Source organism: Microlunatus sagamiharensis (assembly GCF_900105785.1).
GTDB classification, from domain to species: Bacteria; Actinomycetota; Actinomycetes; order Propionibacteriales; family Propionibacteriaceae; genus Microlunatus; species Microlunatus sagamiharensis.
Genome location: NZ_LT629799.1, coordinates 1,829,579 through 1,851,737, shown reverse-complemented (window position 1 = coordinate 1,851,737; position 22,159 = coordinate 1,829,579). Strand labels below are relative to the sequence as shown.

Here is a 22,159-nt window from a genome sequence, read left to right as displayed (position 1 = left end):
CGGCGGCCACGGTCAGGCGATCGTGCTGCCGCCGTCGACGAACACCTCGCTGCCGGTCATGCCCGAGCTCTCGGAGGAGACGAGGAAGAGCACGGTGGCGGCGACCTCCTCGGGGCGGAGCAGACGGCCGAGCGGCACGCTGGCCGCCATCTGCTCCAGCAGCGCGGTCGGGTCGCCCTGGGCGAGGCCCTTCAGCCCGGGCGTCTCGGTCGGGCCGGGCACGACGGTGTTGATCCGGACCCCGCGGGGCGCGAGCTCCAAGGCCCAGCTCCGCGTCATCGCCGCGACCGCCGCCTTGGTCCCCGCGTAGACGCCGAAGTCCTTCTCGGTCTTGGACGCCGAGGTCGATCCGGTCACGACGACCGCCGCATCCCGGTTCAGGAACGGCACGGCCCCCTGGATGGTGAGCGTGGTGCCGCGGACGTTCGTCGCGAAGGTGGCGTCGATGTGGGCCGCGGTGACCTCGCTCAACGCGCCGAACTCACCGAGCCCGGCGTTCGCGTGCACGGCGTCCAGGCCCTTCCCGCGGGCGGCGACGGTCTCGTAGAGCCGCGCGACGTCCGCGGGGTCCGACGCGTCGGCCTGCACCGGCGTCACGCTGTCGCCGAGCTCGGCCGCCACCGCGTCGAGCGCGGCCTGCCGACGTCCCGTGACGACGACGTGCGCCCCCTCCTGGACGAAACGCCGGACGACCGCCAGTCCGATCCCCGACGTCCCGCCCGTAACGAGCGCGGTCTTCCCGGCCAGTGCCTGGGTCATCTCGATGCCTCCCTGTAGGTTGTTGACTGCTTGGTCTCAAACTACACCTCTAGTAGACCGATCAGTCAATAATCTCCACCGGGAGGCCGCCGATGCCCAGACCCCGCTCCTTCGACGAGGCCGACGTCGTCGCCCGTGCCCGTGCGGCGTTCGCCGAGACGGGGTTCGCGGGCACCTCGCTCGACACCCTGCTGGAGGCGACGGGCCTGGCCCGCCAGAGCCTCTACAACGCCTTCGGCGGCAAGAAGGAGCTCTTCATGCGCGCCTTCCTCAGCGGCACCGCCGAGGCGGTCGAGGCGGTGGAGTCGATCCGGCACGGCTCCGACAGCCCGATCGGCCGCATCCGTACGCAGCTGGTCAAGATGGCCGTCCTGCACGGCGGGGGACAGGCGCCGCCGTCGCTGTTCATGAAGGCCGCCGTCGAGCTGTCGGGCCAGGACGCCGAGGTCGCCTCCACCGCCGCAGCGGCCTTCGAGTCCATGCGGACCCACTACGCGGCGTGCATCGTCGAGGCCCAGGAGGCGGGCGAGGTCGAGCGGACCGCGGACGCCGACTCGTTCGGCGCGTTCTACTGCGCGGTGATCGAGGGGATGGCCGTCCTCGGCGGGACGGGCGTGCCGCGCACGAGGCTGCTCGAGATCGGGCTCACGAGCCTGGGGGCCCTGCCGATCACCGAGCTGGGGCAGGAGCACCTGGGCGCGGAGGAGGGTGACTGGTCCTGACGGACCGGGGTCGGCACCCTCAAAAGCACTCAGGGCCAGGATCTCCGGAGAGATCCTGGCCCTGATGTCCTACTCGTAGCGGGGACAGGATTTGAACCTGTGACCTCTGGGTTATGAGCCCAGCGAGCTACCGAGCTGCTCCACCCCGCGTCGGTGAACACCAAGTTACGCGAGTTCTCCAAGCGAGCCAAATCGAGAGGGGCCGATGTGCGCGAGAGCACATCCAGCCCGACTCTCGACGGCGGATCGAGGTCTTCTGCCCCGTGAACCCCACCAACCTCTGAATTTTCTTCCGCAACTGTGGCGTGTCGTGCTTGACATCGTGAAACCTTGGCCCGGCCACAGTCCCCTCCCCCCAGGACGGCCCCCATGACGCGACCCCTGTCCACCCGACCCCTCCGACCAGCCCGGCCCCGGACCCTCCGCCTCGCGCGGACGGCGGCCTCGCTGCTGGCCGCGAGCTCCGTGCTGCTGGCCGGTGCGCTGACCGCGCCGAGCGCCCAGGCCGACGCCAGCGTGAAGCCCTCCGGCGGCAAGTTCGTGATCAAGGGCGCCGGCTTCGGCCACGGGCACGGGATGTCGCAGTACGGCGCGTACGGGGCGGCCAAGAAGGGGCTGTCGTGGAAGGAGATCCTCGCCTTCTACTACCCGGGCACCACGCTGAAGACGATGAGCTCGAAGACGACGATCAAGGTCTGGGTGACCGCCGACGACGACAACAGCCTGCGGGTGCTGCCCGCGGCCGGGCTCACGGTCTCCGACGGCAACGACCACAGCCTCGAGCTGCCGACCGCCGACAAGTACCGCTCGTGGCGGATCAAGCGCTCGGGCTCGGGCTTCCGGCTGGAGTGGCGCAGCGCCTCGGGCGTCTACACGACCTACAAGACCCCGCTCGACTCCAGCACCTGGCGCTTCTCGACCGACGCGAACCTGGTCAAGGTGCGCATGCCCGACGGCTCGACCCGCGAGTACCGGGGGACCGCGTCCTTCGTCAAGCGCGGCACCGGGGGCCGCACGGTCAACACGGTCAAGCTCGAGGACTACGTCCGCGGCGTCGTGCCGTCGGAGATGCCGACCTCCTGGGCCACGGAGGCGGTGCGCACGCAGGCCGTCGCCGCCCGCTCGTACGCGATCCGGATCCGCGACTTCACCAGCTACAGCGGCTACGACATCTGCGACACGACCGCCTGCCAGGTCTACCGCGGCCTCGCCAGCACGTCGTCGAGCGGCACGCGGACCGTGCGCGAGACCAAGGGCGGCGACGCCGCGGCCAAGGCGACGGCCGGCGTCATCGTCACCTACAAGGGCGAGGTCGCGCTCACGCAGTTCTCCTCCTCCAACGGCGGCGCGATGTCGAGCGGCGGCCTGCCCTACCTGGTGGAGAAGAAGGACCCGTACGACGGCGTGGTGCGCTCGCAGGCGTGGAGCCGCACCGTCACCGCGGCTGCCGTGGCGCGGGCCTACCCCTCCGCCGGGACCGTGAAGGCGCTGACGATCACCAAGCGCAACGGGACCGGGCCCTGGGGCGGCTACGTCCAGTCGATCTCGGTCGTCGGCAGCAAGAAGACCGTCAAGGTGACCGGCTCGGCCTTCCAGAGCAAGTTCGGCATGCGGTCCGCGCTCTACACGGTGACCTCCTGATCATGGGCTCCGGCAGCGTGCGCACCGCATGATCGACGGCTTCGAGGTCGGCCACCGCACCGCGGACGGCGACGGCTGGCTGACCGGGACGACGGTCGTGCTCGCCCGCGACGGGGCGGTCGGCGGAGTCGACGTCCGCGGCGGCGGGCCCGGCACCCGTGAGACCGACCTGCTCGACCCCTCGGCCCTCGTGGAGCAGGTGCACGCCGTCGTCCTCACCGGCGGCAGCGCGTACGGGCTCGCGGCGGCCGACGGGGTGATGGCCGGGCTCGAGGCGCAGGGGGTCGGGCTGCCCGTGGGGCCCGACCCCGCCCACGTGGTGCCGATCGTGCCCGGTGCGGTGGTCTTCGACCTCGGGCGCGGGGGCGCGTTCGGCCACCGGCCCGACGCCGGCTTCGGGCGGGACGCGCTGGCGGCGGCGAGCGCCGACGACCCGGCCCGCGGCTGCGTCGGCGGCGGCACCGGTGCGGTGTCCGGCGGGCTCAAGGGCGGCCTGGGCTGGGCCGAGCTCGAGGTGCCCGGCTCGGCGACCGGCGTACGGGTCGCGGCAGTCGTGGTGCTGAACGCCGCCGGTTCGCTGCTCGACCCGGGCGGGCGGCTGTGGGCGGACCGGGCTCGCGGGCTCGGCACCCCGACGGCCGGTGAGCGGGAGGCGCTGCTGGAGGCCCGGCGCACCGCTCCGCCGTCGCTCAACACGACCATCGGGGCCGTGCTGACCGACGCCACGCTGACCAAGGCCCAGGCCCGCAAGGTCGCCGCCGTCGCGCACGACGGGCTGGCGCGGGCGGTGGCCCCGGTGCACTCGATGACGGACGGCGACACGATCTTCTGCCTCGCCTCCGGCCGGCGGCCGCTCGCCGAGGGCGTGGGGGAGCGGTGGACGGACGTGGTCCCGGCCCTGAACGGCCTGCTGTCGGCGGCCGCCGACGCCTTCACGGCCGCCTGCCTGGACGCGGTCCTGCAGGCGGAGGCCCGCGGTCCGTGGCGCAGCTACGCCGACCTGGCGCCCTCCGCCGTGCGCCGACCGGGGGCGTAGCGCGCGAGACGTCGGGCGGGGCCCGGCCGGAGCCTTCCTAGAATGACCAGTCGTGAGAGCCCTGCTGCTGGAGAACATCCATCCCGAGGGCGTGCGCCTGCTGACCGAGCGCGGCATCGAGGTCGAGACGGTGCGCGGGGCCCTGGACGAGGCCGAGCTCGCCGAGCGCCTGCCCGGCGTCCAGCTCCTCGGCATCCGCTCCAAGACCAACGTCCCCCGCGCCGTGCTCGAGGCGGCCCCCGACCTGCTGGCCGTCGGCGCCTTCTGCATCGGGACCAACCAGGTCGACCTGGCGAGCGCGGCCGAGCGCGGCGTGGCGGTCTTCAACGCCCCGTTCTCGAACACCCGCAGCGTCGTCGAGCTCGTCGTCGCCGAGATCATCTCGCTGGCGCGCCACCTCACCGACAAGAACGCGGCGATGCACGCCGGCGTCTGGGACAAGTCGGCCAAGGGCGCGCACGAGGTCCGGGGCCGGACGCTGGGCATCGTCGGCTACGGCAACATCGGCAGCCAGCTCTCGGTCGTCGCCGAGGCGCTCGGCATGAAGGTCTACTTCTACGACGTCGCCGACAAGCTCGCGCTGGGCAACGCGCAGCGCTGCGAGACCCTCGACGAGCTGCTCGAGGTCGCCGAGACGGTCACGCTGCACGTCGACGGGCGCCCGGGCAACGCCGGGCTGTTCGGCGCGGAGCAGTTCGCCAGGATGCGTCCGCGCAGCCTCTTCCTGAACCTGTGCCGCGGCATCGTCGTCGACCACGACGCCCTGCGCGAGCAGCTCCTCTCGGGCCACATCGCCGGCGCCGCGCTCGACGTCTTCGCCAGCGAGCCGAAGGCCGCCGGCGACCCGTTCGTGTCGGGCCTGCAGGGCATCCCGAACGTCATCCTGACCCCGCACGTCGGCGGCTCCACCGAGGAGGCGCAGTCCGACATCGGCCGGTTCGTGGCGATCAAGCTCGGCGAGTACGCGACCGCGGGCGCGACCACCATGTCGGTCAACCTGCCCCAGGTCGTGGCCCAGGTCGATCCGGGCCGCAGCCGGGTCCTGCACGTGCACCGCAACGTCCCCGGCGTCCTCGCCCGGGTCAACACGGTCTTCGGCGACGCCGGGGTCAACATCGAGGGCCAGACGCTCTCGACCCGCGGCGAGCTCGGCTACGTGATCACCGACATCGCCGGGCCCGTCGCCGACGAGCTGGCGACGCGGCTGCGCGCGCTGCCCGAGACCGTACGGCTGCGCATCCTCGCCTCCTGAGTCAGCCCTCGCGGGCGAGGAGGGGGAGCCAGAGGTCGTCGACGATCTCGACGATGCGCTCCTCCGGGACCCGGGCCAGGGTCATGGTCAGGTCGTGGCGGAAGAGGTCGAAGGGCAGGCTCACCAGGCCGGGCGGGTAGGCCCGGTCGGGCACCTCCCCGCGCCGGACCGCCCGCTCGAGGAGGACGGTGCCGCCCGCGCGGCGGTCGCCGAGGAGGCGTTCGCGCAGGTCCGCCGGCGAGAGGCCGGTCTCGGAGGCGATGCTGGCCAGGTAGAGCCCGATGGCGGTGATGAAGTCGGCGCGTGAGTCGTTGAAGTTCCGCAGGCTCACGAGCACGTCCTCACGGAGCGATCCGGTGTCGGGCAGCTCGCGGCGCTCGAAGAGCCCGGCCTGCTTCATGGCGGCGACGACCAGGTCGGCCTTGGTCGGCCAGCGCCGGTAGAGCACCGGCTTGCTCGTCCGCGCGCGGGTCGCGACGCCCTCGAAGGTCAGCCCGCCGTAGCCCGTCGCCTGCAGCTCCTGCCAGGCCGCGTCGAGCAGCGCGCCCTCGAGCTCCTCCCCGCGACGGCGTCGCGCTGGAGCTGCGGGCGCGGCGTCCACAAGATCCTCTTGCGTATCTTGTTTGGCAGGATTACGGTTCAAGAAACTACTCCGTATCTAAGGATCGGCTTCATGGACCGTACGCTCCGCCGCCTCGCGACCGCCCTCGTCGTCGGCGCGATGGCACCCCTCTTCGACTCCACGATCGTGAGCGTGGCACTCCACGGGCTGGCGCGCGACCTCGACGCCCCGGTCGCGACGATCCAGTGGGTCAGCACCGCCTACCTGCTGGCCGTCGGGGTCGTCGTGCCCGTCGCGGGGTGGCTGCAGCACCGCGTCGGCGGCCGACGGCTCTGGATGGCGGCCCTCGTCGTCTTCGGCCTCGGCTCGGTGCTCTGCAGCCTCGCCTGGGACGCGCCCAGCCTGATCGCCTTCCGCGTCGTCCAGGGCCTCGGCACCGGGGTGATGCTGCCGCTGCTGACGACCCTGCTCATGCAGGAGGCCGGCGGGCGTGACCTCGGCCGCCTGATGGGCGTCGTGTCGCTCCCGACGGCGCTCGGTCCGGTCCTCGGGCCGGTCGTCGGCGGGCTCGTGCTCGGGGCGGCGGGCTGGCGCTGGCTCTTCTGGATCAACGTCCCGTTCGTGGTCGCCGGCCTCGTCCTGGCCGCGATGCTGCTGCCCGCCGACGGCCGGACCTCCCGCCCGACCCTGGACGTCGTGGGGCTGCTGCTGCTGTCGCCGGGGGTCGTGGGCGTCCTGCTCGGCCTCAGCGGTGCGGCGGAGCCGGGCGGCTTCGCGCGCACGGCGGTCTGGGCCCCGCTGGCCGCCGGGGGCGCCCTGCTGGCGGCGTTCGTCGCCTGGGCGACGCGGCGCCGGGGTGCCGCGCTGGTGGACGTCCACGTGCTGCGCCACCGCCCGCTCGCCGCGTCGGCGAGCCTGCTGTTCCTCACCGGTGCCTCCCTCTACGGCGCGATGCTGCTGCTGCCGCTGTCCTTCCAGGAGCTGCGCGGCCTCGACGCGCTCGGTGCCGGGCTCCTGCTCGTGCCGCAGGGGGTCGGGGCCCTGGCCAGCCGCACCCTGGCCGGCCGGCTCAACGACCGCTTCGGGCCACGGCCGGTCGCCCTGGCGGGCTTCGCGGTCCTGGGTCTGGCCACGCTGCCCTTCGTCTGGACCGGTCCCGGCACGCCGGCCGGGTGGCTGGTGCCCGTGCTCCTCGTCCGGGGGGTCGGCCTGGGAGCGGTCACGATCCCGCTGATGGCCGTCGGGTTCGTGGGCCTCGCCCGGGAGGAGGTGCCCCACGCCAGCATCGTCACCCGCATCGCCATGCAGGTCGGCGGGGCGGTCGGCGTGGCCGTGCTCGCCGTCGTGCTCCAGCACGCCCTGGGCGGCGCGGCCCCGGTCGAGGCGTTCCACCACTCCTTCGCCTGGGCCGTCGGGTTCACCGCGGTCTCGCTGGCCCTGAGCCTCCTGCTGCCGGGCCGGCCGCGTCCGGCCGCGCCGGAGCCGGGGCGCGCTCAGCTGGAGGAGGTCGGCGCCTGAGGGTCCCGCGCCCGGTCCAGCTGCTCGTGGGCGTCGGCCAGGTTGTCCTCGAGGTCGAGGACCCGGCCGACGCCGACGAGGTTCAGGCCCTCGGCCAGCAGGCGCTGGACCCGCCGCAGCCGGGCCACGTCGTCGGGGCTGTAGAGGCGGGTGCCGCCGGCCGTCCGGTCGGGGGTGAGCAGGCCGGCCCGCTCGTACGCGCGGAGGTTCTGCACGCCGGTGCCGAGCAGGTCGGAGACGACCGAGATGCCGTACACCCCGCGGCTGGGGTCGCTGCCGTCCGTCGGCGCGGGGTCCTCGGGCACCGGTCCTCCTCGCGGTCGTCGTGCCCGGAGGGGTTGCGCCGGGCTGTCCCATGAGTATCATGAGATCTGTGGTGATCGCTAGAGGTTACCTCTAGGAGCGACGCCACAGGACCACCCGGTGTCCCGATTCCAGGAGGTGTTTCTCATGGTCCTGATGCGTACCGACCCGTTCCGTGAGCTGGACCGGCTCAGCCAGCAGCTGCTCGGCACGGCGGCCCGACCCACCCTGATGCCGATGGACGCGTGGCGCGAGGGCGACACGTTCCACGTCGAGTTCGACCTGCCGGGCGTGGAGGCCGACTCGATCGACCTCGACGTCGAGCGCAACGTCCTCACCGTCCGCGCCGACCGGCCCTTCCGCGAGGGCGCCAACGAGCTGCTCGCCGCCGAGCGGCCGCGCGGCGTCTTCAGCCGCCAGCTGATCCTCGGGGACAACCTCGACCTCGAGCACATCAGCGCCGCGTACGGCGACGGCGTGCTGCGCCTGACGATCCCGGTCGCCGAGCGGGCCAAGCCGCGCAAGATCAGCATCGACGTCGCCGGCGGCGACGACCGCACGATCACCGGCAGCGCCGAGGCCCAGCCGATCAGCGCCTGACGCGCGGGTCCGCCGCACGTCCGAGCCGCCGCCCGGGTCGACCTCTCAGAGGCCGGCCCGGGCGGCGGCACGTCCGAGGAGGCCGGGCAGCCACGGCGGGCACCGGCGGTCGGAGGCCGCCTCGTCCGGTGTCCACCAGCCGACCGCCGCCACCTCCGCCGGGTCGGCGGCCCGCGGCTCCGCATCCGCCGGCGCGGCCGCCACGAAGGCGACGCTCACCTGCCCGGCGCCCGCGTCGGTGGTGAAGAACTCCGACTCCAGGTAGGTCAGCGCGACCCCGCCGAGGTCGAGCCCGACCTCCTCCGACGCCTCGCGCCGCGCGGTCGCCTCCAGGACGCCGGACCCGGCCTCCGGGTGCTCGACGTGGCCGCCCACCAGCCCCAGCTGGCCCGCGGCGTCGTCGACGTCGGCTCCCCGGACCGTCAGCAGCCAGCGGCCGTCGCGGTGCAGCAGGACGGTCGCGGTGACCGTCCAGGCGGGCCTCAGCGTCGCACCCGGCGCACGACGCGCACGACCCCGAGCACCCCGAGCGCGGCCAGCCCCGCGTACGGCGTCACCCGGCGCAGGACGACGCGGGAGAACGTGCGGGCTGCGTCAAGGTGCGGTTCGGCGGCGTTCTCGTAGGGCCGGTAGACGTACTCCTCGGCGCGGGGTGGGCGCGGCGACGGGGCGGGGGAGGGCGACGGACCGGGGGAGGGTGACGGGCCGGGCCGCGCTCCCGCGGCAGCCGTCGGCCCCGGGTCGAGGCCGCTGTCGGCGGGCTCCTCCACCTCGCCCAGGTCCTCCCCGAGCTCGACCGGGTGGTCCGTGACGGCCTCCGCGCCGGACGCCCGCCGCGCGGTCCCCACCGCCGGGCCCCAGCCCTCACCCTCGGCGACCCGCGCCGCGATCCGTGCCCGGGTCTGCTCCACCACGTGGTCGAGGGCGTCGGCCACCACGCCCTCGCCGAGCCGGCCCGGACGGCCGGTCCAGCTCATCGAGGAGGCGACGGTGACGTCGGTCTGCGCGGCGCTGGCCGCCGCCGGGGCCAACGTGACCACGTGAGTCGCCTCGACCGCGGCGTCCCCGCGCCGGTCGGCGCCGGAGGTCGTGACGACGAGGCGGTGGGCGCGCTCGTCCAGGCTCGTGAAGCGCCCCGAACCCGCGAGGGCCAGCAGGCGGGAGGCCAGCTTGACCTTGGTCGTGCCGGTGAAGGAGTCGCCGGCGACGGAGTCGACGACGGTGCCGGGCAGCACCTCGGCCAGCCGGTACGGGTCCACCAGCACCGCCCAGACCTCGCCGAGGGGCGCCGGCACGCGCAGGTGGTGCATCAGGTCCATGGCGACATCATCGCGTCCGCCGGCGGGCTTCCCGGGCAGGCCCCTCGGGGTGACGGACGGCACTATCGTTCGACCATGACGAGCGGGTCGTCGTGAGGGGCGCCGACGCCCCGGCTGTGCCGCCCGGGGCGGACGCCGCCTCGCTGGCCCGCGCCCTCGCCGACCTGCACGACGACTTCCTGGCGACCGGCCGGATCGCCGCGGGCGTGCGCCGCCTCGTCGCCGAGTCCTGGCGCCGGAGCCTCACCGGCGGGCTCGACCCCGAGAACCCCTCGGTCCCGGTCCGCTTCGAGGGCGACGCCCTGACCCTGCTGCGGAGCCGCTCGCCCCTGACCCGCACGATGCCGGTCGTGCGTCGCCTGCTCGTCGAGGCGGCGGCGGACGCGGGACTCGTGGTGGCGCTCAGCGACGCCGACGGGCAGCTCCTGTGGGTGGAGGGGGACCACGGGCTCCGGGCGCGCGCCGAGGCGATGGGCTTCGTCGCGGGCGCCGACTGGAGCGAGACGGTGGCGGGCACCAACGCGCCCGGCACCGCCCTGCGCACGGGACGAGCGGTGCAGATCCTCGGGCCCGAGCACCTGATGCGGCTGGTGACCCCCTGGAGCTGCACGGCCGTGCCCGTCCGGGACCCGGACACCGGGGAGCTCCTCGGTGCGCTGGACGTGACCGGCAGCGCCGAGGCCGCCCGTTCCCAGACGCTGGCCCTGGTCCGCGCGACCGTCGCGGTCGTGGAGGCGGAGCTGCGGATCGACCGCCTGCGCGACCAGGCCTCGGCCGTGCCGCGGAGCCCGGTGCGCGGGGCCGCGCGTCTCCGCCTCGAGGTCCTCGGCCGGTCCACCGCCGTCCTCGAGCGCGAGGGCCGGCGCACGACGCTGGGCCTGCGGCACAGCGAGATGCTGCTCCTGCTCAGCGAACGCCCCGGCGGGCTCAGCGGCGCCGAGCTGGCCGTCGCGCTGTCGGAGCGCGAGCAGTCCGAGGTCACGGTGCGCGCCGAGGTCTCACGGCTCCGCGCCGTGCTGCCGCCCGGCGTGCTGGGGTCCCGCCCGTACGCGCTGCGCGGCGAGGTCAGCAGCGACCTCGCCGACGTCCGCCGGGCGCTGCGGGAGCGGCGCCTCGACGAGGCGGTGCGGGCGTACGCAGGCCCGGTGCTGCCCGGCAGCGACGCCCCCGGGGTGGTCGACCTGCGGCTCGACCTCAGCGTGGCGCTGCGCGAGCGGCTGCTGGCCGGCGACGACGTGGAGGCCCTGCTCACCTACGGCGAGAGCCCCGCGGGTCGTGACGACGCCGCCGTCTGGCAGGCGGCCGCGCGACGGCTCCCGCCGGGCTCCGAGCGACGTCGCGTCGTCGAGCAGCACCTCGACGCGCTCGAGCTGCGCCTCGCCTGAGCCGGGTGGGGCGAGACGCCTCCCCTCAGCCGGGCTGGGTGGCGTCGCCCGCCGCGTCGTCCAGCGCCGGGCGCACGCGCGCGGCCGCGGCGAGGAAGGCGGCGCGCGCCGCCGCGTCGAGGTCGCGGGTCGTGGCCTGCTCGAGCGCGGCCCACGTCCGCCGCACCTCCTGCAGCAGCGCGCGGCCCGGGTCGAGCAGGTGGACGAGCGAGAGCCGCCCGTCGGTCGGGCTGGCACGCCGCTCGACGAGCCCGGAGCGCTCCATGCGCGTGATCATCTTGGCGATGGTCACGTGGCTGACCCGCAGCGCCCGGGCGAGCGACTTCTGCGGCACGCCGTCGCCCTCGCCGAGCTGCACGAGCACCAGCTCCTGGCCGGGGTAGAGCCCGAGCGCCGCCAGTCGGGAGGCCGCGATCGCGCGGTGGGCGCGTGCCATCGCGAAGATCGCGTAGCTCACCGGGAAGTCGCGCTCGACGACGCCGATCTCGGTGCCCGGGCCGTCGCTGCTCACGCGCCCATCATCCCGCGTCCAGCCCGCCCCAGGGCCGCCCTGCGCCTGCGTGTTGCCGGCTACGTACCGGGTGTACGTTATGCGTAGCCGGTTACACACCGGCGTCGACCCGTCGAAGGAGCCCGTTGTGACCACTGCCCGCGCCGTCCGCCTCGACCAGTACGGCGGCATCGAGGTCCTGCACGTGGAGGAGGTCGAGCTCCGCGCCCCGGGGCCCGACGAGGTGGTGCTCGAGGTGCGCGCCGCCGGCATCAACCCGGGCGAGGCCGCCATCCGGCAGGGCTTCCTCGACGAGGTCGCCCCGTCGACCTTCCCCTCCGGGCAGGGCAGCGACCTGGCCGGCGTGGTGACCGCGGTCGGCGGGCCCGGTACCGGCCTCGCCGTCGGCGACGAGGTGCTCGGCTACTCCTGGAACCGCGACAGCCACGCCAGCGCCGCCGTCGTCCCCGCCTCCCAGCTGGTGGCCAAGCCGGCCGGTCTCTCCTGGCCGGTCGCCGGCTCGCTCTACGTCGTCGGGGCCACGGCGTGGGCCGCGGTCGCCGCGGTCGAGCCCCGGCAGGGCGAGACCGTGGTCGTGTCCGCCGCCGCGGGTGGTGTCGGTTCGCTGGCGGTGCAGCTGCTGCGCCGCCGCGGGGTGCGCGTCGTCGGCATCGCCTCGGAGCGGAACGCGGACTGGCTGCGCTCGCAGGGGGTCGAGCCCGTGGCGTACGGCGACGGGCTGGCCGACCGCGTCCGCGCCGTCGCGCCGGACGGGGTGGACGCGCTGATCGACCTGCACGGCCCGGAGTACGTCGACCTCGCCCTCGAGCTCGGCGTCGCGCCCGCGCGCATCGACAGCGCCATCTCCTTCGCCCGCGCCGCGGAGGTCGGGGCCAAGACCGAGGCATCCATCGCCGGCACGAGCCGCGAGGTCCTCACCGAGCTGGCCGAGCTGGCCGCCGCCGGCGACCTCGTCGTCGACGTGGCCGCGACCTACCCGCTGGAGCAGGTTCGCGAGGCCTTCACCGCGCTGGAGACCGGCCACACCCGCGGCAAGATCGTTCTCGTCCCCTGAGGCTCGTCCCTTGGAGCTCGTCCCTTGGAGCTCGCCTCCCGGAGCCGCCAGGGCGCGTCGCCCTCCCCGCCGCCGCGGGGAGGGCGCAACGTCGGGGCAACGTCGTCGGTCCTACCGTCGTCGGACGAGGGCGTAGTCCGCCGCGCGTCCGGCCCGGCCGCCCCGTCGACGAAGGAGTCGATGCATGACCGTGTACGCCAACCCGGGGACCGACGGCAGCGTCGTGACCTACAGGTCCCGCTACGAGAACTGGATCGGCGGCGAGTGGGTCGCCCCGGTCAAGGGCCGTTACTTCGAGAACCCGTCGCCGGTGAACGGCAAGACGTTCTGCGAGGTCGCCCGCTCCGGCGCCGAGGACATCGAGCTGGCGCTGGACGCCGCGCACGCGGCCGCGCCGGCCTGGGGCAAGACCTCCGTCGCCGAGCGCGCCGTCATCCTCAACAAGATCGCCGACCGCGTCGAGGCCAACCTCGAGATGCTGGCGGTGGGGGAGACCTGGGAGAACGGCAAGCCGGTCCGCGAGACCCTGGCGGCCGACATGCCGCTGGTCGTGGACCACTTCCGCTACTTCGCCGGGGCGATCCGCGCGCAGGAGGGCCACAGCAGCCAGATCGACGACGACACCGTCGCGTACCACTTCCAGGAGCCGCTCGGCGTCGTCGGGCAGATCATCCCCTGGAACTTCCCGCTGCTGATGGCCACGTGGAAGCTCGCGCCGGCCCTCGCCGCCGGCAACGCGATCGTGCTCAAGCCGGCCGAGCAGACCCCGGCCTCGATCCTGCTGCTGATGGAGCTGATCGCCGACCTGCTGCCCGCGGGCGTGATCAACGTCGTCAACGGCTTCGGCGCCGAGGCCGGCAAGCCGCTCGCCAGCTCGCCGCGGATCCGCAAGATCGCCTTCACCGGCGAGACGACGACCGGCCGGCTGATCATGCAGTACGCGAGCCAGAACCTCATCCCGGTCACCCTCGAGCTCGGCGGCAAGAGCCCGAACATCTTCTTCGAAGACGTCGCCCGCACCGAGGACGCGTTCTACGACAAGGCGCTCGAGGGCTTCTCCATGTTCGCGCTCAACCAGGGCGAGGTCTGCACCTGCCCGAGCCGCGCGCTGATCCAGAACTCGATCATCGACGGCTTCCTCCCGGCGGCGACCGACCGGGTCAAGGCGATGGTCCAGGGCAACCCGCTCGACACCGACACGATGGTGGGCGCGCAGGCGAGCAACGACCAGCTCGAGAAGATCCTGTCCTACCTCGAGATCGGCACCGCCGAGGGCGCCCGGGTGATCACCGGCGGCGAGCGCGTCGACCTCGGCGGCGACCTGTCGGGCGGCTACTACGTGGCGCCGACGATCTTCCAGGGCAACAACAAGATGCGGGTCTTCCAGGAGGAGATCTTCGGCCCGGTCGTCTCGGTCACCGGCTTCGAGGACTACGACGACGCGATCAGCATCGCCAACGACACCCTGTACGGACTGGGCGCCGGCGTGTGGTCGCGCGACATCAACACCGCCTACCGCGCCGGCCGCGACATCCAGGCCGGCCGCGTGTGGACCAACTGCTACCACCAGTACCCGGCGCACGCCGCGTTCGGCGGCTACAAGTCCTCGGGCATCGGCCGGGAGAACCACCTGATGATGCTCGACCACTACCAGCAGACGAAGAACCTGCTGGTGTCCTACAACCCCAACAAGCTGGGCTTCTTCTGATGGGGGCGGGTGCTTCTCGCGTGGACGTCACGGAGAAGGCGTCGGCCATGCTCCGCGAGCTGCGCGAGGAGCACGGCCCGCTGATGTTCCACCAGTCCGGCGGCTGCTGCGACGGGTCGTCGCCCATGTGCTTCGCGCAAGGCGACTTCCTCACCGGCGACGCCGACGTGCTGCTCGGCCAGATCGCGGTGGACATGAAGAACGGGGGGACGCCGGAGCTGATCGACGTCTGGATGAGCCGCGAGCAGTTCGCCCTGTGGAAGCACACCCACCTCACCATCGACCTCGTGCCGGGGCGGGGTGCGGGCTTCTCCCTGGAGAGCCCGAACGGGGTGCGCTTCCTGATCCGGTCCCGCCTGCTGACCGACGAGGAGGACGCCGCGCTGCACGGCTCGGAGGCGCCGGACGTGCGGGTGCAGACCCTTCCCTAAGACCCTCGAGCGGACCCCCCGGCGGTCGAGCCCCCGGAGCCTCGTGCTTCGGGGGCTCGGTCGTGCCCCGGGGTCTCAGTCGTCCGGCTCGTCGTCCGTGGCCGGGCGCAGCTGGGCCAGCACGGCCTCGTGCAGGAGCCCGTTCGTCGCGTACGCGCCGGCGCCGAGCGGGCCGGGCCGGCCGTCGAGGTCGGTGAAGGACCCGCCGGCCTCGGTCACGACGATCGAGCAGGCGGCCATGTCGTAGAGCTCGAGGTCGGGCTCGCAGGCGATGTCCACGCCGCCCTCGGCGAGCAGGACGTAGGACCAGAAGTCCCCGTACGCGCGCGTCCGCCAGCAGCTGCGGAGCAGGTCGACGAACTCCTGGCCCTGCCCGGACTCCACCCACTCGCCGACCTCGGCGTAGCTGAGCGAGGCGTCCTCGATCTGCGAGACCTGCGAGACGTGGCACTCGACCGGCGACATCAGCGACTTGCCGGCGTACGCGCCGCCGCCCAGGCTCGCCCACCAGCGCCGCCCGAGCGCCGGGGCGCTCACCACGCCGACGGCGACCTCGTCGTTGATCATGAGGGCGATCAGCGTCGCCCAGACGGGGACGCCGCGCACGAAGTTCTTGGTGCCGTCGATGGGGTCGACGACCCAGCGCCGCGGGCCCCAGCCGGTGTCGGCCATCTCCTCGCCGTGCACGGCGTCGCGCGGGCGGGCCCGGGAGAGGGTCCGGCGCACGGACTCCTCGACCGCGGTGTCGGCGTCGGTGACCGGGGTCAGGTCCGGCTTGGCGTCGATCTTGAGGTCGAGGGCCTTGAAGCGGCTCATGGTGATCGAGTCCGCGTCGTCGGCGAGGAGGTGGGCCAGGCGCAGGTCGTCGGTCAGTCCGCGCAGCAGCGGGTCATCGGCGCGGGTGGGCATGGCCCGCAACTTACTGGTTCGTGCCGAGCATCCGTCGGAACGACTCCAGCCGCGCCGGGGCGAGCTCGCCCCGCTCGACGGCGAGGTCGAGCGCGCACTCCGGCGCCCCGGTCTCGTGGGTGCAGCCGCGGGGGCAGTCGGCGGTGAACGCCTCGAGGTCGGCGAAGGCCGAGAGGATGCTCTCCCGGGTCACGTGGCTCAGCCCGAAGGAGCGGACGCCGGGGGTGTCGATCACCCAGCCCGTCGGCAGGTCGTCCGACAGCGGCAGCTCCAGGACGACGGCCGAGGTGGAGGTCTGCCGGCCGCGCCCGGTGACGTCGTTGACCACGCCGGTCGTGCGTCCCGCGCCGGGGATGAGCGCGTTGACCAGGGTCGACTTGCCGACGCCGGAGTGCCCGACGAAGACGGTCCGGTGCCCGGCCAGCCAGGCCCGCAGCTCGTCGAGGTCCGACCCCGGCTGCGTGGCCAGGACGGGCACGCCAAGCGGGGTGTACGCGGCGGACAGCGCGTCGGGCGAGGCGAGGTCGGCCTTGGTCAGCAGCAGCATCGGCTCGATGCCGGCGTCGAAGGCGGCGACCATGATCCGGTCGATCATCCCCACGCGCGGCGGCGGGTCGGCGAGGGCGGTGACGATGACCAGCTGGTCGGCGTTGGCGACGATCGCCCGCTCGTACGGGTCGTCGTCGTCGGCCGTGCGGCGCAGGACCGTACGGCGCTCGAGGACCTCGACGATGCGCGCGAGGGTGCCCTCCTCGCCGGTGACGTCGCCGTCGAGCCGCACGCGGTCGCCGACGATGACGCCCATCCGACCGAGCTGGCGTGCCTTGGCGGCGGTGACGTGCCGCAGCTCGGTGTCGCGCGCCGCCTTCTTCTTCGCCGCGGGCCTGGCGCCCTTCGTGCCAGCGGCGGGCGCCTCCTCCTCGACGATGACCCGGTAGCGCCCGCGGTCGATCGTCACGACCATGCCGACGGGGGCGTCGGAGTAGTCGGGCCGGTCCTTGGTGCGCGGCCGCGTGCGGCGGGGTCGGTCGAAGCCGGCGTGCTCGTCGTCACGGACGCCCGTGCCGACCCCGCGGGCCCTCACGGGCGGCTGCGGCTCTCGTCGGAGGGCACCGGGAGCAGCCCGTCGAGGATGCTCGGCGGTTCGTGGACCTCGGGGTCGGTCTCGGCCTCCTCGGCCAGCTCGGCGTCGACCTCGGTGACCGACTCGGCGAGCATCTGCTGCCACAGGGAGACGAAGGTCGGCATCGTCTTCGCCGTGCAGGTGACGTCGTCGAGCACCACGCCGGGCACGACCAGGCCGAGCACCGCACCGGCCTGCGCCATGCGGTGGTCGGCGTAGGTGCGGAACTCCCCGCCCGCCATCAGCCTCGGGTGGACGGTCAGCCCGTCGTGGGTCTCGTGGACCTTCGCCCCGAGCGACCCGAGCTCGGTCGACAGCGCGGCGAGGCGGTCGGTCTCGTGGCCGCGCACGTGGGCGACCCCGCTGATCCGCGTGGTGTCGCGGGCCAGGGCCGCGAGGGCGGCGACGACGGGCGTGAGCTCGCTCGCCCCGCCCAGGTCGAGCTCGGCGCCCAGCAGCTGGTCGGTGGCGGTGACGGTCAGCCCCTCGGGGCGCAGGTCGACCTCTGCACCCATGACGGCGAGGACGTCGCGCAGCTGGTCGCCCGGCTGCAGGGTCTGCGCGGGCCAGTGCGGGATCGTCACCGAGCCGCCGGTGACCGCCGCAGCGGCCAGGAACGGCGCGGCATTCGACAGGTCGGGCTCCACGGCGACGTCGCGCGGGGCGATCGTGCCCTCGGACACCACCCAGCGGTCCGGCTGGCTGTCGTCGACCTCGACACCGCGCTCGCGGAGCATCGCGACGGTCATGGCGATGTGCGGCAGCGAGGGGACGGAGCCGCCGGAGTGCACGACCTCCAGCCCGCCGCGCAGCCGCGCGCCGACGAGCAGGAGCGCGCTGACGAACTGCGAGGAGGAGGACGCGTCGATCCGGGCGGTCCCGCCGGCGCCCGCGGCCGCGCCGGTCACCGGGGTGACGACGAAGGGGAGCGCGTCGGGCGCGCCGGAGGTGGTGACGTCCGCGCCCAGGTCGCGCAGGGCGCCGAGCAACGGGGCCATCGGACGCGCGTACGCCTGCTCGTCGCCGTCGAAGGAGACCGCGCCGTCGGCCAGCAGCGCGAGCGGCGGGACGAAGCGCATCACCGTGCCGGCGAGGCCGCAGTCGATCGTGGCGCCGCCGGTGAGGCGCTCCGCCGGGGTGACCCGCCAGCCGTCCGCGGACTCGTCGATACCCGTGCCGAGGGCCCGCAGCGCGTCACGCATGAGCACGGTGTCGCGGGCGTCGAGCCCGTTGACGATCGTGGAGGGGCCGCTGGCCAGCGCGGCGAGCACCAGGGCGCGGTTCGTCTCCGACTTGGAGCCCGGCACGAGCACCGTCGCGGTCACCGGCACCGGGGCCTGCGGCGCGGGCCACGGCTCACCGGCTCGGACCTGACCGGCGTCGGCGGGGGACTGGACGGGCGTCGCGTCGAGCTCTGGCACGCGGCGAGTCTAGTGAGGGCGCGCCCGCCGCAGAGACGGCGGACCGCCCGTCCCTGGTGGGGCGGGCGGTCCGGTGACGTGCTGGAGGTGGTGCTCCGGAGCCGGGGCGACGGGCGCCCCGGCGGCTCAGTTCTCGCCGAGCTTGATGTTCTTGGTGATCTTGTCCGCGCGCTTGGCGACCTTCTTGGCCCGCTTCTTGTTGTCCTTGCGGGCCTGCTTGGCGGCCGCCTCTGCCGCCTTGCGGTTCTCGGCGGCGCGCTTGGCCGCGGCCTTCTGCGCCTCCTTGGCCTGCTCGGCGAGGCGCTCGCGCGCGACCTTGGCCTGCTTGGCCGCGCTCTGGCGGGCGACCTTCGCCTGCTCGACCGCCGCGGAGCGGGCGACCTTGGCCTGCTCGACGGCGACCTTCTGCGCGCTCTTGAACTGCTTGCGCGCCTTCTTGCGCGTGCCGCGGGTCTTGATCGCCGCGGCGCCGAGCAGCGCGGCGCCACCGGCGACAGCGGCTTCGGCCAGGTCGGAGGTCTTGTCGGCCACGTCGCCGGCGACGTCGCTCACCGAGTCGCCGAAGGCGCTCGCCTGCTTGGCCAGCTTGTCGCCGGTGCCGCTGTGGGTGAGCTTCTTGGTGGCCTTGCTCGTGCTCTTCGCGATCGCGTGCCCGCCGGCCTGGGCGCGCCAGGCGATGCCCGGACGGCCCTCGGTGTCGCGGGAGGCGAGCAGCACGCCGCCGAGGAGGCTCACGTTCTTGGCGAAGTGGCTGCGCGAGGCGGCCTTCTCGTCACCGGTCTGGTCCCAGAAGGGGTACTTGGCCAGGGTGCTCGGGACGAGCGAGCCCGCCAGCAGCAGGGCGCCGACGCGGCGGCCGCGACCGCTCGCCAGCGCGAGGCCGCCGATGATCTGCACGGCGCCGTTGATCCGGACCAGCGTCGTCGGGTCCTCGGGGACGAAGCCGGACACCTCGTCGGGGGCGTGCTGCTTGACGAACGGGACGATCTTGTCGGCGAGTGGCTCGGCCAGGGGAGCCAGGGGCGCGGGGTTGCGCACCGCCTTCACCCCGGAGGAGATGAAGTAGGAGGCCAGCATCGTGCGGTAGGCCGCGCGTAACAACGTCATGCCCCATTCTTACCGGCTCACCCGGCGTCTGTCGCGCCGGGCGGACCGCGCCGGTAGCGTCACCGGGGTGTGCGGACGCTACGCGGTCTCGGCCCGCGCCGAGAGGCTGGCCGACCAGTTCGACGTGGTCGACATCTTCGACGGGCTGCCGGAGCCGGACTACAACGTCGCCCCGACGGTCACCGTGCCCGCGGTGCTCGGGCGGGCGGTGCGCGACGGGGCCGACGCGGGCCAGGTGCGCCGACGCCTCGCCCCGCTGACGTGGGGGCTCGTCCCGTCCTGGGCCAAGGACCGCTCGATCGGGTCGCGGCTGATCAACGCCCGCGCCGAGACGGTCGCCGAGAAGCCGGCCTTCCGCAAGGCCTTCGCGTCGCGTCGCTGCCTGCTGCCCGCGGACGGGTTCTACGAGTGGTACACCCCGGACGGGCACTCCTCCGACGGCCCGCGCGGCTCCGGTCGCGCCGGGGGCACGGCCAAGGGCAAGAAGCAGCCCTTCTTCCTGCACCGCCGCGACGGCGGCCTGCTCGTCATGGCCGGGCTGTACGAGATCTGGCGCGACCCGGCCCTCGACCGTGACGACGAGTCGGCCTGGTTGCGCACCTGCACCGTCATCACGACCGGGGCCACCGACGCGGCCGGCCACATCCACGACCGGATGCCGATGACCGTGGCGCCGGGGGCGGTGGACGCCTGGCTCGACCCGACCCTGACCGACCCCGACCAGGTGCTCGCGCTCCTGGCCACCGACGCCGCCGAGCTCGAGGCGTACGCGGTGTCCACCGAGGTCAACAGCGTGCGCAACAACGGCCCGCAGCTGCTACGGCCGCTGCCCGTGGCCGACGAGCCCGCGGTGGGTGCGCCGGCCGCGGTCGACGCCGACGGCGCGGTGGAGGGCCACGACGGCGCCGTCCAGGAACCGCTGGTCTGACCCGTGGTGCGGGGGGTCGACCGGGTCGTCGAGGTCGCGACGCCGCAGGGACCGGGACGCCTGCACGTGCGGGAGGCGGCGGACCCGTCGGCGGTGCTGGCCCTGGGGCACGGGGCCGGCGGCGGCGTGGACGCGCCCGACCTCGTCGCCCTCGCCGACCGGCTGCCCGACGAGGGGGTCACCGTGCTGCGCCACGAGCAGCCCTGGCGGGTGGCGGGCCGCAAGGTCGCCGTACGCCCGCCGCTGCTGGACGAGGCCTGGCTCGCCGCCCTGCGGGACGTCGGCGCGGCGCTGGGTCCCGGGCTCCCGCTGGTCCTCGGCGGGCGGAGCGCCGGCGCGCGGGTCGCCTGCCGCACGGCCTCCGCCCTGGGCGCGGCCGGCGTCGTCTGCCTCGCCTTCCCGCTGCACCCGCCGGGCCGGCCGGAGCGTTCCCGGCTCGAGGAGCTGCTGCTGCCCGACGTCCCGCGGCTGGTGCTGCAGGGCGGCCGGGACACGTTCGGCCCAGCGACCGAGGTGCGCGAGGCCCTGGCCGGCGCGGGCGGTGACGCGGTGGGCGCGGGCGGCGTCCGCGTCGTGGAGCTGCCCGGCGCCGACCACGGCGGGCGGGTCCCCAGGGCCGCGGTGCCGACGGCCGCCGACCTGCGCGGGCTGCTCGTGCGGGAGGTCGGCGCCTTCGTCGCGGACCTTGCCACCGGCCGGGGAATACCCGCCTGAACCTGGCGTTATGCCAGCATGCCGATGTTCGTGACCCCGCTCTCGCGGGACACCGCGCAGGCGTCCGGGCCGCCGGTACTCTCGTACGTGATGAGCATCCCTGCGACGCCCGCGCCCGCCCCCTCGTCCAGCCCCACGTCGGCCGAGCTCGACGGTCGCGCCGACGCGCTGCTGGCCTCCGTCGAGGAGCCCGCCGTCGACCTGGCGACCGAGTCGCAGGCCGACCGCGACGCCCGCTTCGAGCGCGACGCCCTGCAGTACCTCGACCAGCTCTACGCCGCCGCGCTGCGCATGACGCGCAACCCGAGCGACGCGGAGGACGTGGTCCAGGAGACCTTCGCCAAGGCGTACTCGTCGTTCCACCAGTTCACGCCGGGCACCAACCTCAAGGCGTGGCTCTACCGGATCCTGACGAACACCTACATCAACACCTACCGCAAGAAGCAGCGCCAGCCGCAGCTCTCCGACGGCGAGAACGTCGAGGACTGGCAGATCGCGCGGGCGGCGTCGCACACCTCGAGCGGGCTCAAGTCCGCCGAGACCGAGGCCCTGGAGAACCTGCCGGACTCCGACGTCAAGGACGCGCTGGGCCAGCTGAGCCCGGACTTCCGCCTGGCGGTGTTCCTCGCCGACGTCGAGGGCTTCGCCTACAAGGAGATCGCCGAGATCATGGGCACCCCGATCGGGACCGTGATGTCGCGCCTCAACCGAGGGCGCACGCAGCTGCGGCGCCTGCTGTCCGACTACGCGCGCGAGCGCGGCATGCGGGTGAAGGAGGACACGCGAGCATGAGCACCGACGCCAGCACGCCGTTCGTTGACGCGGACGAGCCCACCTCCGGACCGACGGCCGCCGAGTGCGACCACGTGCTCGCCCGGGTGCACGAGTTCCTCGACCACGAGGTCGACACCGCCACCGGCGACGAGATCCGTGCCCACCTCACCGAGTGCGAGCCCTGCCTCGACCGCTTCGACGTCGAGCAGGCCGTCAAGTCGCTGGTCAAGCGCTGCTGCGGCGGAGACAAGGCCCCCGACCGGCTGCGCGTGAGCATCATGAGCTCGATCACGGTGACGCGCCGCTCCCTCTGAGGTCCGCGAAGAGTCGCCAGACGACGAAGGACCCCGCAGCTCTCGCTGCGGGGTCCTTCTCGTCTGGG

24 protein-coding genes and 1 tRNA gene are annotated in these 22,159 nt (G+C 74.0%); 14 read left to right on the top strand and 11 right to left on the bottom strand.

Annotated elements, in window-relative coordinates; translation table 11 throughout:
* Window positions 1-12 precede the first annotated feature (12 nt).
* Window positions 13-759, bottom strand: coding sequence for an SDR family NAD(P)-dependent oxidoreductase (locus tag BLU42_RS08430; RefSeq protein WP_091074062.1), 747 nt, complete (start codon window positions 757-759; stop codon window positions 13-15).
* A 92-nt stretch (window positions 760-851) separates the two neighbouring features.
* Between BLU42_RS08430 and BLU42_RS08425 the strand changes: the two genes are divergently transcribed.
* Window positions 852-1,481, top strand: a complete 630-nt coding sequence (locus tag BLU42_RS08425; protein ID WP_091074061.1) for a TetR/AcrR family transcriptional regulator — start codon at window positions 852-854, stop codon at window positions 1,479-1,481.
* A gap of 76 nt (window positions 1,482-1,557) precedes the next feature.
* Here the strand turns inward: BLU42_RS08425 and BLU42_RS08420 are convergent.
* Window positions 1,558-1,631, bottom strand: a tRNA-Met gene (locus BLU42_RS08420).
* Between the two features lie 219 nt (window positions 1,632-1,850).
* On the opposite strand from BLU42_RS08420, the gene BLU42_RS08415 reads away from it, so the two are divergent.
* The 3 genes from BLU42_RS08415 to serA are packed head-to-tail and all read left to right on the top strand — an operon-like array spanning window position 1,851 to window position 5,410.
* Window positions 1,851-3,122 carry a SpoIID/LytB domain-containing protein gene (locus BLU42_RS08415; protein WP_091074060.1) on the top strand — a complete coding sequence of 424 codons (1,272 nt, stop codon included), beginning with the start codon at window positions 1,851-1,853 and terminating at the stop codon, window positions 3,120-3,122.
* A gap of 28 nt (window positions 3,123-3,150) precedes the next feature.
* A complete protein-coding gene (locus BLU42_RS08410) occupies window positions 3,151-4,158 on the top strand; it encodes a P1 family peptidase (protein ID WP_091074059.1) in 1,008 nt (335 codons plus the stop codon).
* A gap of 52 nt (window positions 4,159-4,210) precedes the next feature.
* A complete protein-coding gene (gene serA, locus BLU42_RS08405; protein WP_091074058.1) occupies window positions 4,211-5,410 on the top strand; it encodes a phosphoglycerate dehydrogenase in 1,200 nt (399 codons plus the stop codon).
* Between the two features lies 1 nt (window position 5,411).
* Here serA and BLU42_RS08400 read toward each other — a convergent pair whose 3' ends face one another.
* Entirely contained in the window at window positions 5,412-6,011 is a 600-nt protein-coding gene (locus BLU42_RS08400) for a TetR/AcrR family transcriptional regulator (protein ID WP_091074057.1), read from the bottom strand.
* A 72-nt stretch (window positions 6,012-6,083) separates the two neighbouring features.
* Between BLU42_RS08400 and BLU42_RS08395 the strand changes: the two genes are divergently transcribed.
* Window positions 6,084-7,490 (top strand): DHA2 family efflux MFS transporter permease subunit, encoded by a 1,407-nt coding sequence (locus BLU42_RS08395; protein WP_091074056.1) that lies wholly within the window; start codon window positions 6,084-6,086, stop codon window positions 7,488-7,490.
* Here BLU42_RS08395 and BLU42_RS08390 read toward each other — a convergent pair.
* A complete protein-coding gene (locus tag BLU42_RS08390; protein ID WP_091074055.1) occupies window positions 7,466-7,795 on the bottom strand; it encodes a MerR family transcriptional regulator in 330 nt (109 codons plus the stop codon). The two genes, BLU42_RS08395 and BLU42_RS08390, sit on opposite strands and share 25 nt — an antisense overlap.
* 145 nt (window positions 7,796-7,940) lie before the next feature.
* Here BLU42_RS08390 and BLU42_RS08385 point away from each other — a divergent pair, with 145 nt between their 5' ends.
* Window positions 7,941-8,393, top strand: a complete 453-nt coding sequence (locus BLU42_RS08385) for an Hsp20/alpha crystallin family protein (protein ID WP_091074054.1) — start codon at window positions 7,941-7,943, stop codon at window positions 8,391-8,393.
* A 45-nt stretch (window positions 8,394-8,438) separates the two neighbouring features.
* Here BLU42_RS08385 and BLU42_RS08380 read toward each other — a convergent pair whose 3' ends face one another.
* Together BLU42_RS08380 and BLU42_RS08375 are read right to left on the bottom strand one after the other, a co-directional pair.
* Entirely contained in the window at window positions 8,439-8,846 is a 408-nt protein-coding gene (locus BLU42_RS08380; protein ID WP_331715272.1) for an NUDIX hydrolase, read from the bottom strand.
* A 29-nt stretch (window positions 8,847-8,875) separates the two neighbouring features.
* A complete protein-coding gene (locus BLU42_RS08375; protein WP_091074052.1) occupies window positions 8,876-9,712 on the bottom strand; it encodes an SRPBCC domain-containing protein in 837 nt (278 codons plus the stop codon).
* Window positions 9,713-9,804: 92 nt separating this feature from the next.
* Between BLU42_RS08375 and BLU42_RS08370 the strand changes: the two genes are divergently transcribed.
* The gene (locus BLU42_RS08370) at window positions 9,805-11,097 is read left to right on the top strand and encodes a GAF domain-containing protein (protein WP_157719887.1); all 1,293 of its coding nucleotides are present in this window, start codon (window positions 9,805-9,807) and stop codon (window positions 11,095-11,097) included.
* Window positions 11,098-11,122: 25 nt separating this feature from the next.
* Here the strand turns inward: BLU42_RS08370 and BLU42_RS08365 are convergent, their stop codons facing one another.
* Complete coding sequence (locus BLU42_RS08365) at window positions 11,123-11,608, bottom strand: MarR family winged helix-turn-helix transcriptional regulator (RefSeq protein ID WP_157719886.1); 486 nt, start codon at window positions 11,606-11,608, stop codon at window positions 11,123-11,125.
* Window positions 11,609-11,735: 127 nt separating this feature from the next.
* Between BLU42_RS08365 and BLU42_RS08360 the strand changes: the two genes are divergently transcribed.
* The 3 genes from BLU42_RS08360 (at window position 11,736) to BLU42_RS08350 (ending at window position 14,801) form a co-directional block, all read left to right on the top strand.
* Window positions 11,736-12,662, top strand: a complete 927-nt coding sequence (locus BLU42_RS08360; protein WP_231918508.1) for an NADP-dependent oxidoreductase — start codon at window positions 11,736-11,738, stop codon at window positions 12,660-12,662.
* Window positions 12,663-12,846: 184 nt separating this feature from the next.
* Window positions 12,847-14,370: an aldehyde dehydrogenase gene (adh, locus tag BLU42_RS08355; RefSeq protein ID WP_091074049.1), complete on the top strand. Its 1,524-nt coding sequence runs from the start codon at window positions 12,847-12,849 to the stop codon at window positions 14,368-14,370.
* 20 nt (window positions 14,371-14,390) lie between these two features.
* Window positions 14,391-14,801, top strand: a complete 411-nt coding sequence (locus BLU42_RS08350) for a DUF779 domain-containing protein (protein WP_331715266.1) — start codon at window positions 14,391-14,393, stop codon at window positions 14,799-14,801.
* Window positions 14,802-14,876: 75 nt separating this feature from the next.
* On the opposite strand, the gene BLU42_RS08345 is transcribed toward BLU42_RS08350, so the two are convergent.
* From BLU42_RS08345 to BLU42_RS08330, 4 genes are all read right to left on the bottom strand, one after another.
* Window positions 14,877-15,710 (bottom strand): inositol monophosphatase family protein, encoded by an 834-nt coding sequence (locus tag BLU42_RS08345; protein ID WP_172825769.1) that lies wholly within the window; start codon window positions 15,708-15,710, stop codon window positions 14,877-14,879.
* Between the two features lie 10 nt (window positions 15,711-15,720).
* Window positions 15,721-16,794 carry a ribosome small subunit-dependent GTPase A gene (rsgA, locus tag BLU42_RS08340; RefSeq protein WP_091074048.1) on the bottom strand — a complete coding sequence of 358 codons (1,074 nt, stop codon included), beginning with the start codon at window positions 16,792-16,794 and terminating at the stop codon, window positions 15,721-15,723.
* Window positions 16,791-18,254, bottom strand: a complete 1,464-nt coding sequence (aroA, locus tag BLU42_RS08335; protein ID WP_091074047.1) for a 3-phosphoshikimate 1-carboxyvinyltransferase — start codon at window positions 18,252-18,254, stop codon at window positions 16,791-16,793. Before aroA ends, rsgA begins: the two co-directional genes overlap by 4 nt.
* A 126-nt stretch (window positions 18,255-18,380) precedes the next feature.
* A complete protein-coding gene (locus BLU42_RS08330) occupies window positions 18,381-19,361 on the bottom strand; it encodes a DoxX family protein (RefSeq protein ID WP_091074046.1) in 981 nt (326 codons plus the stop codon).
* A 67-nt stretch (window positions 19,362-19,428) separates the two neighbouring features.
* On the opposite strand from BLU42_RS08330, the gene BLU42_RS08325 reads away from it, so the two are divergent.
* From BLU42_RS08325 to rsrA, 4 genes are all read left to right on the top strand, one after another.
* Entirely contained in the window at window positions 19,429-20,289 is an 861-nt protein-coding gene (locus BLU42_RS08325) for an SOS response-associated peptidase (RefSeq protein WP_197680671.1), read from the top strand.
* Between the two features lie 3 nt (window positions 20,290-20,292).
* Window positions 20,293-21,003, top strand: coding sequence for an alpha/beta hydrolase family protein (locus BLU42_RS08320; RefSeq protein ID WP_197680670.1), 711 nt, complete (start codon window positions 20,293-20,295; stop codon window positions 21,001-21,003).
* A 90-nt stretch (window positions 21,004-21,093) separates the two neighbouring features.
* Window positions 21,094-21,795, top strand: coding sequence for a sigma-70 family RNA polymerase sigma factor (locus BLU42_RS08315; RefSeq protein WP_091079829.1), 702 nt, complete (start codon window positions 21,094-21,096; stop codon window positions 21,793-21,795).
* The gene (rsrA, locus tag BLU42_RS08310; protein ID WP_091074044.1) at window positions 21,792-22,091 is read left to right on the top strand and encodes a mycothiol system anti-sigma-R factor; all 300 of its coding nucleotides are present in this window, start codon (window positions 21,792-21,794) and stop codon (window positions 22,089-22,091) included. The genes BLU42_RS08315 and rsrA overlap by 4 nt, the downstream gene beginning before the upstream one ends.
* The last annotated feature ends 68 nt before the right edge of the window (window positions 22,092-22,159 follow it).

Bases quoted from the DNA above. Each gene is read 5' to 3' on its own strand.
- BLU42_RS08410 (WP_091074059.1), top strand. From the start codon at position 3,151: ATGATCGACGGCTTCGAGGTCGGCCACCGCACCGCGGACGGCGACGGC.
- BLU42_RS08315 (WP_091079829.1), top strand. From the start codon at position 21,094: ATGAGCATCCCTGCGACGCCCGCGCCCGCCCCCTCGTCCAGCCCCACG.
- BLU42_RS08395 (WP_091074056.1), top strand. From the start codon at position 6,084: ATGGACCGTACGCTCCGCCGCCTCGCGACCGCCCTCGTCGTCGGCGCG.
- BLU42_RS08415 (WP_091074060.1), top strand. From the start codon at position 1,851: ATGACGCGACCCCTGTCCACCCGACCCCTCCGACCAGCCCGGCCCCGG.
- BLU42_RS08430 (WP_091074062.1), bottom strand. From the start codon at position 759: ATGACCCAGGCACTGGCCGGGAAGACCGCGCTCGTTACGGGCGGGACG.
- rsrA (WP_091074044.1), top strand. From the start codon at position 21,792: ATGAGCACCGACGCCAGCACGCCGTTCGTTGACGCGGACGAGCCCACC.
- BLU42_RS08385 (WP_091074054.1), top strand. From the start codon at position 7,941: ATGGTCCTGATGCGTACCGACCCGTTCCGTGAGCTGGACCGGCTCAGC.
- BLU42_RS08330 (WP_091074046.1), bottom strand. From the start codon at position 19,361: ATGACGTTGTTACGCGCGGCCTACCGCACGATGCTGGCCTCCTACTTC.
- BLU42_RS08345 (WP_172825769.1), bottom strand. From the start codon at position 15,710: ATGCCCACCCGCGCCGATGACCCGCTGCTGCGCGGACTGACCGACGAC.
- BLU42_RS08375 (WP_091074052.1), bottom strand. From the start codon at position 9,712: ATGGACCTGATGCACCACCTGCGCGTGCCGGCGCCCCTCGGCGAGGTC.
- BLU42_RS08425 (WP_091074061.1), top strand. From the start codon at position 852: ATGCCCAGACCCCGCTCCTTCGACGAGGCCGACGTCGTCGCCCGTGCC.
- adh (WP_091074049.1), top strand. From the start codon at position 12,847: ATGACCGTGTACGCCAACCCGGGGACCGACGGCAGCGTCGTGACCTAC.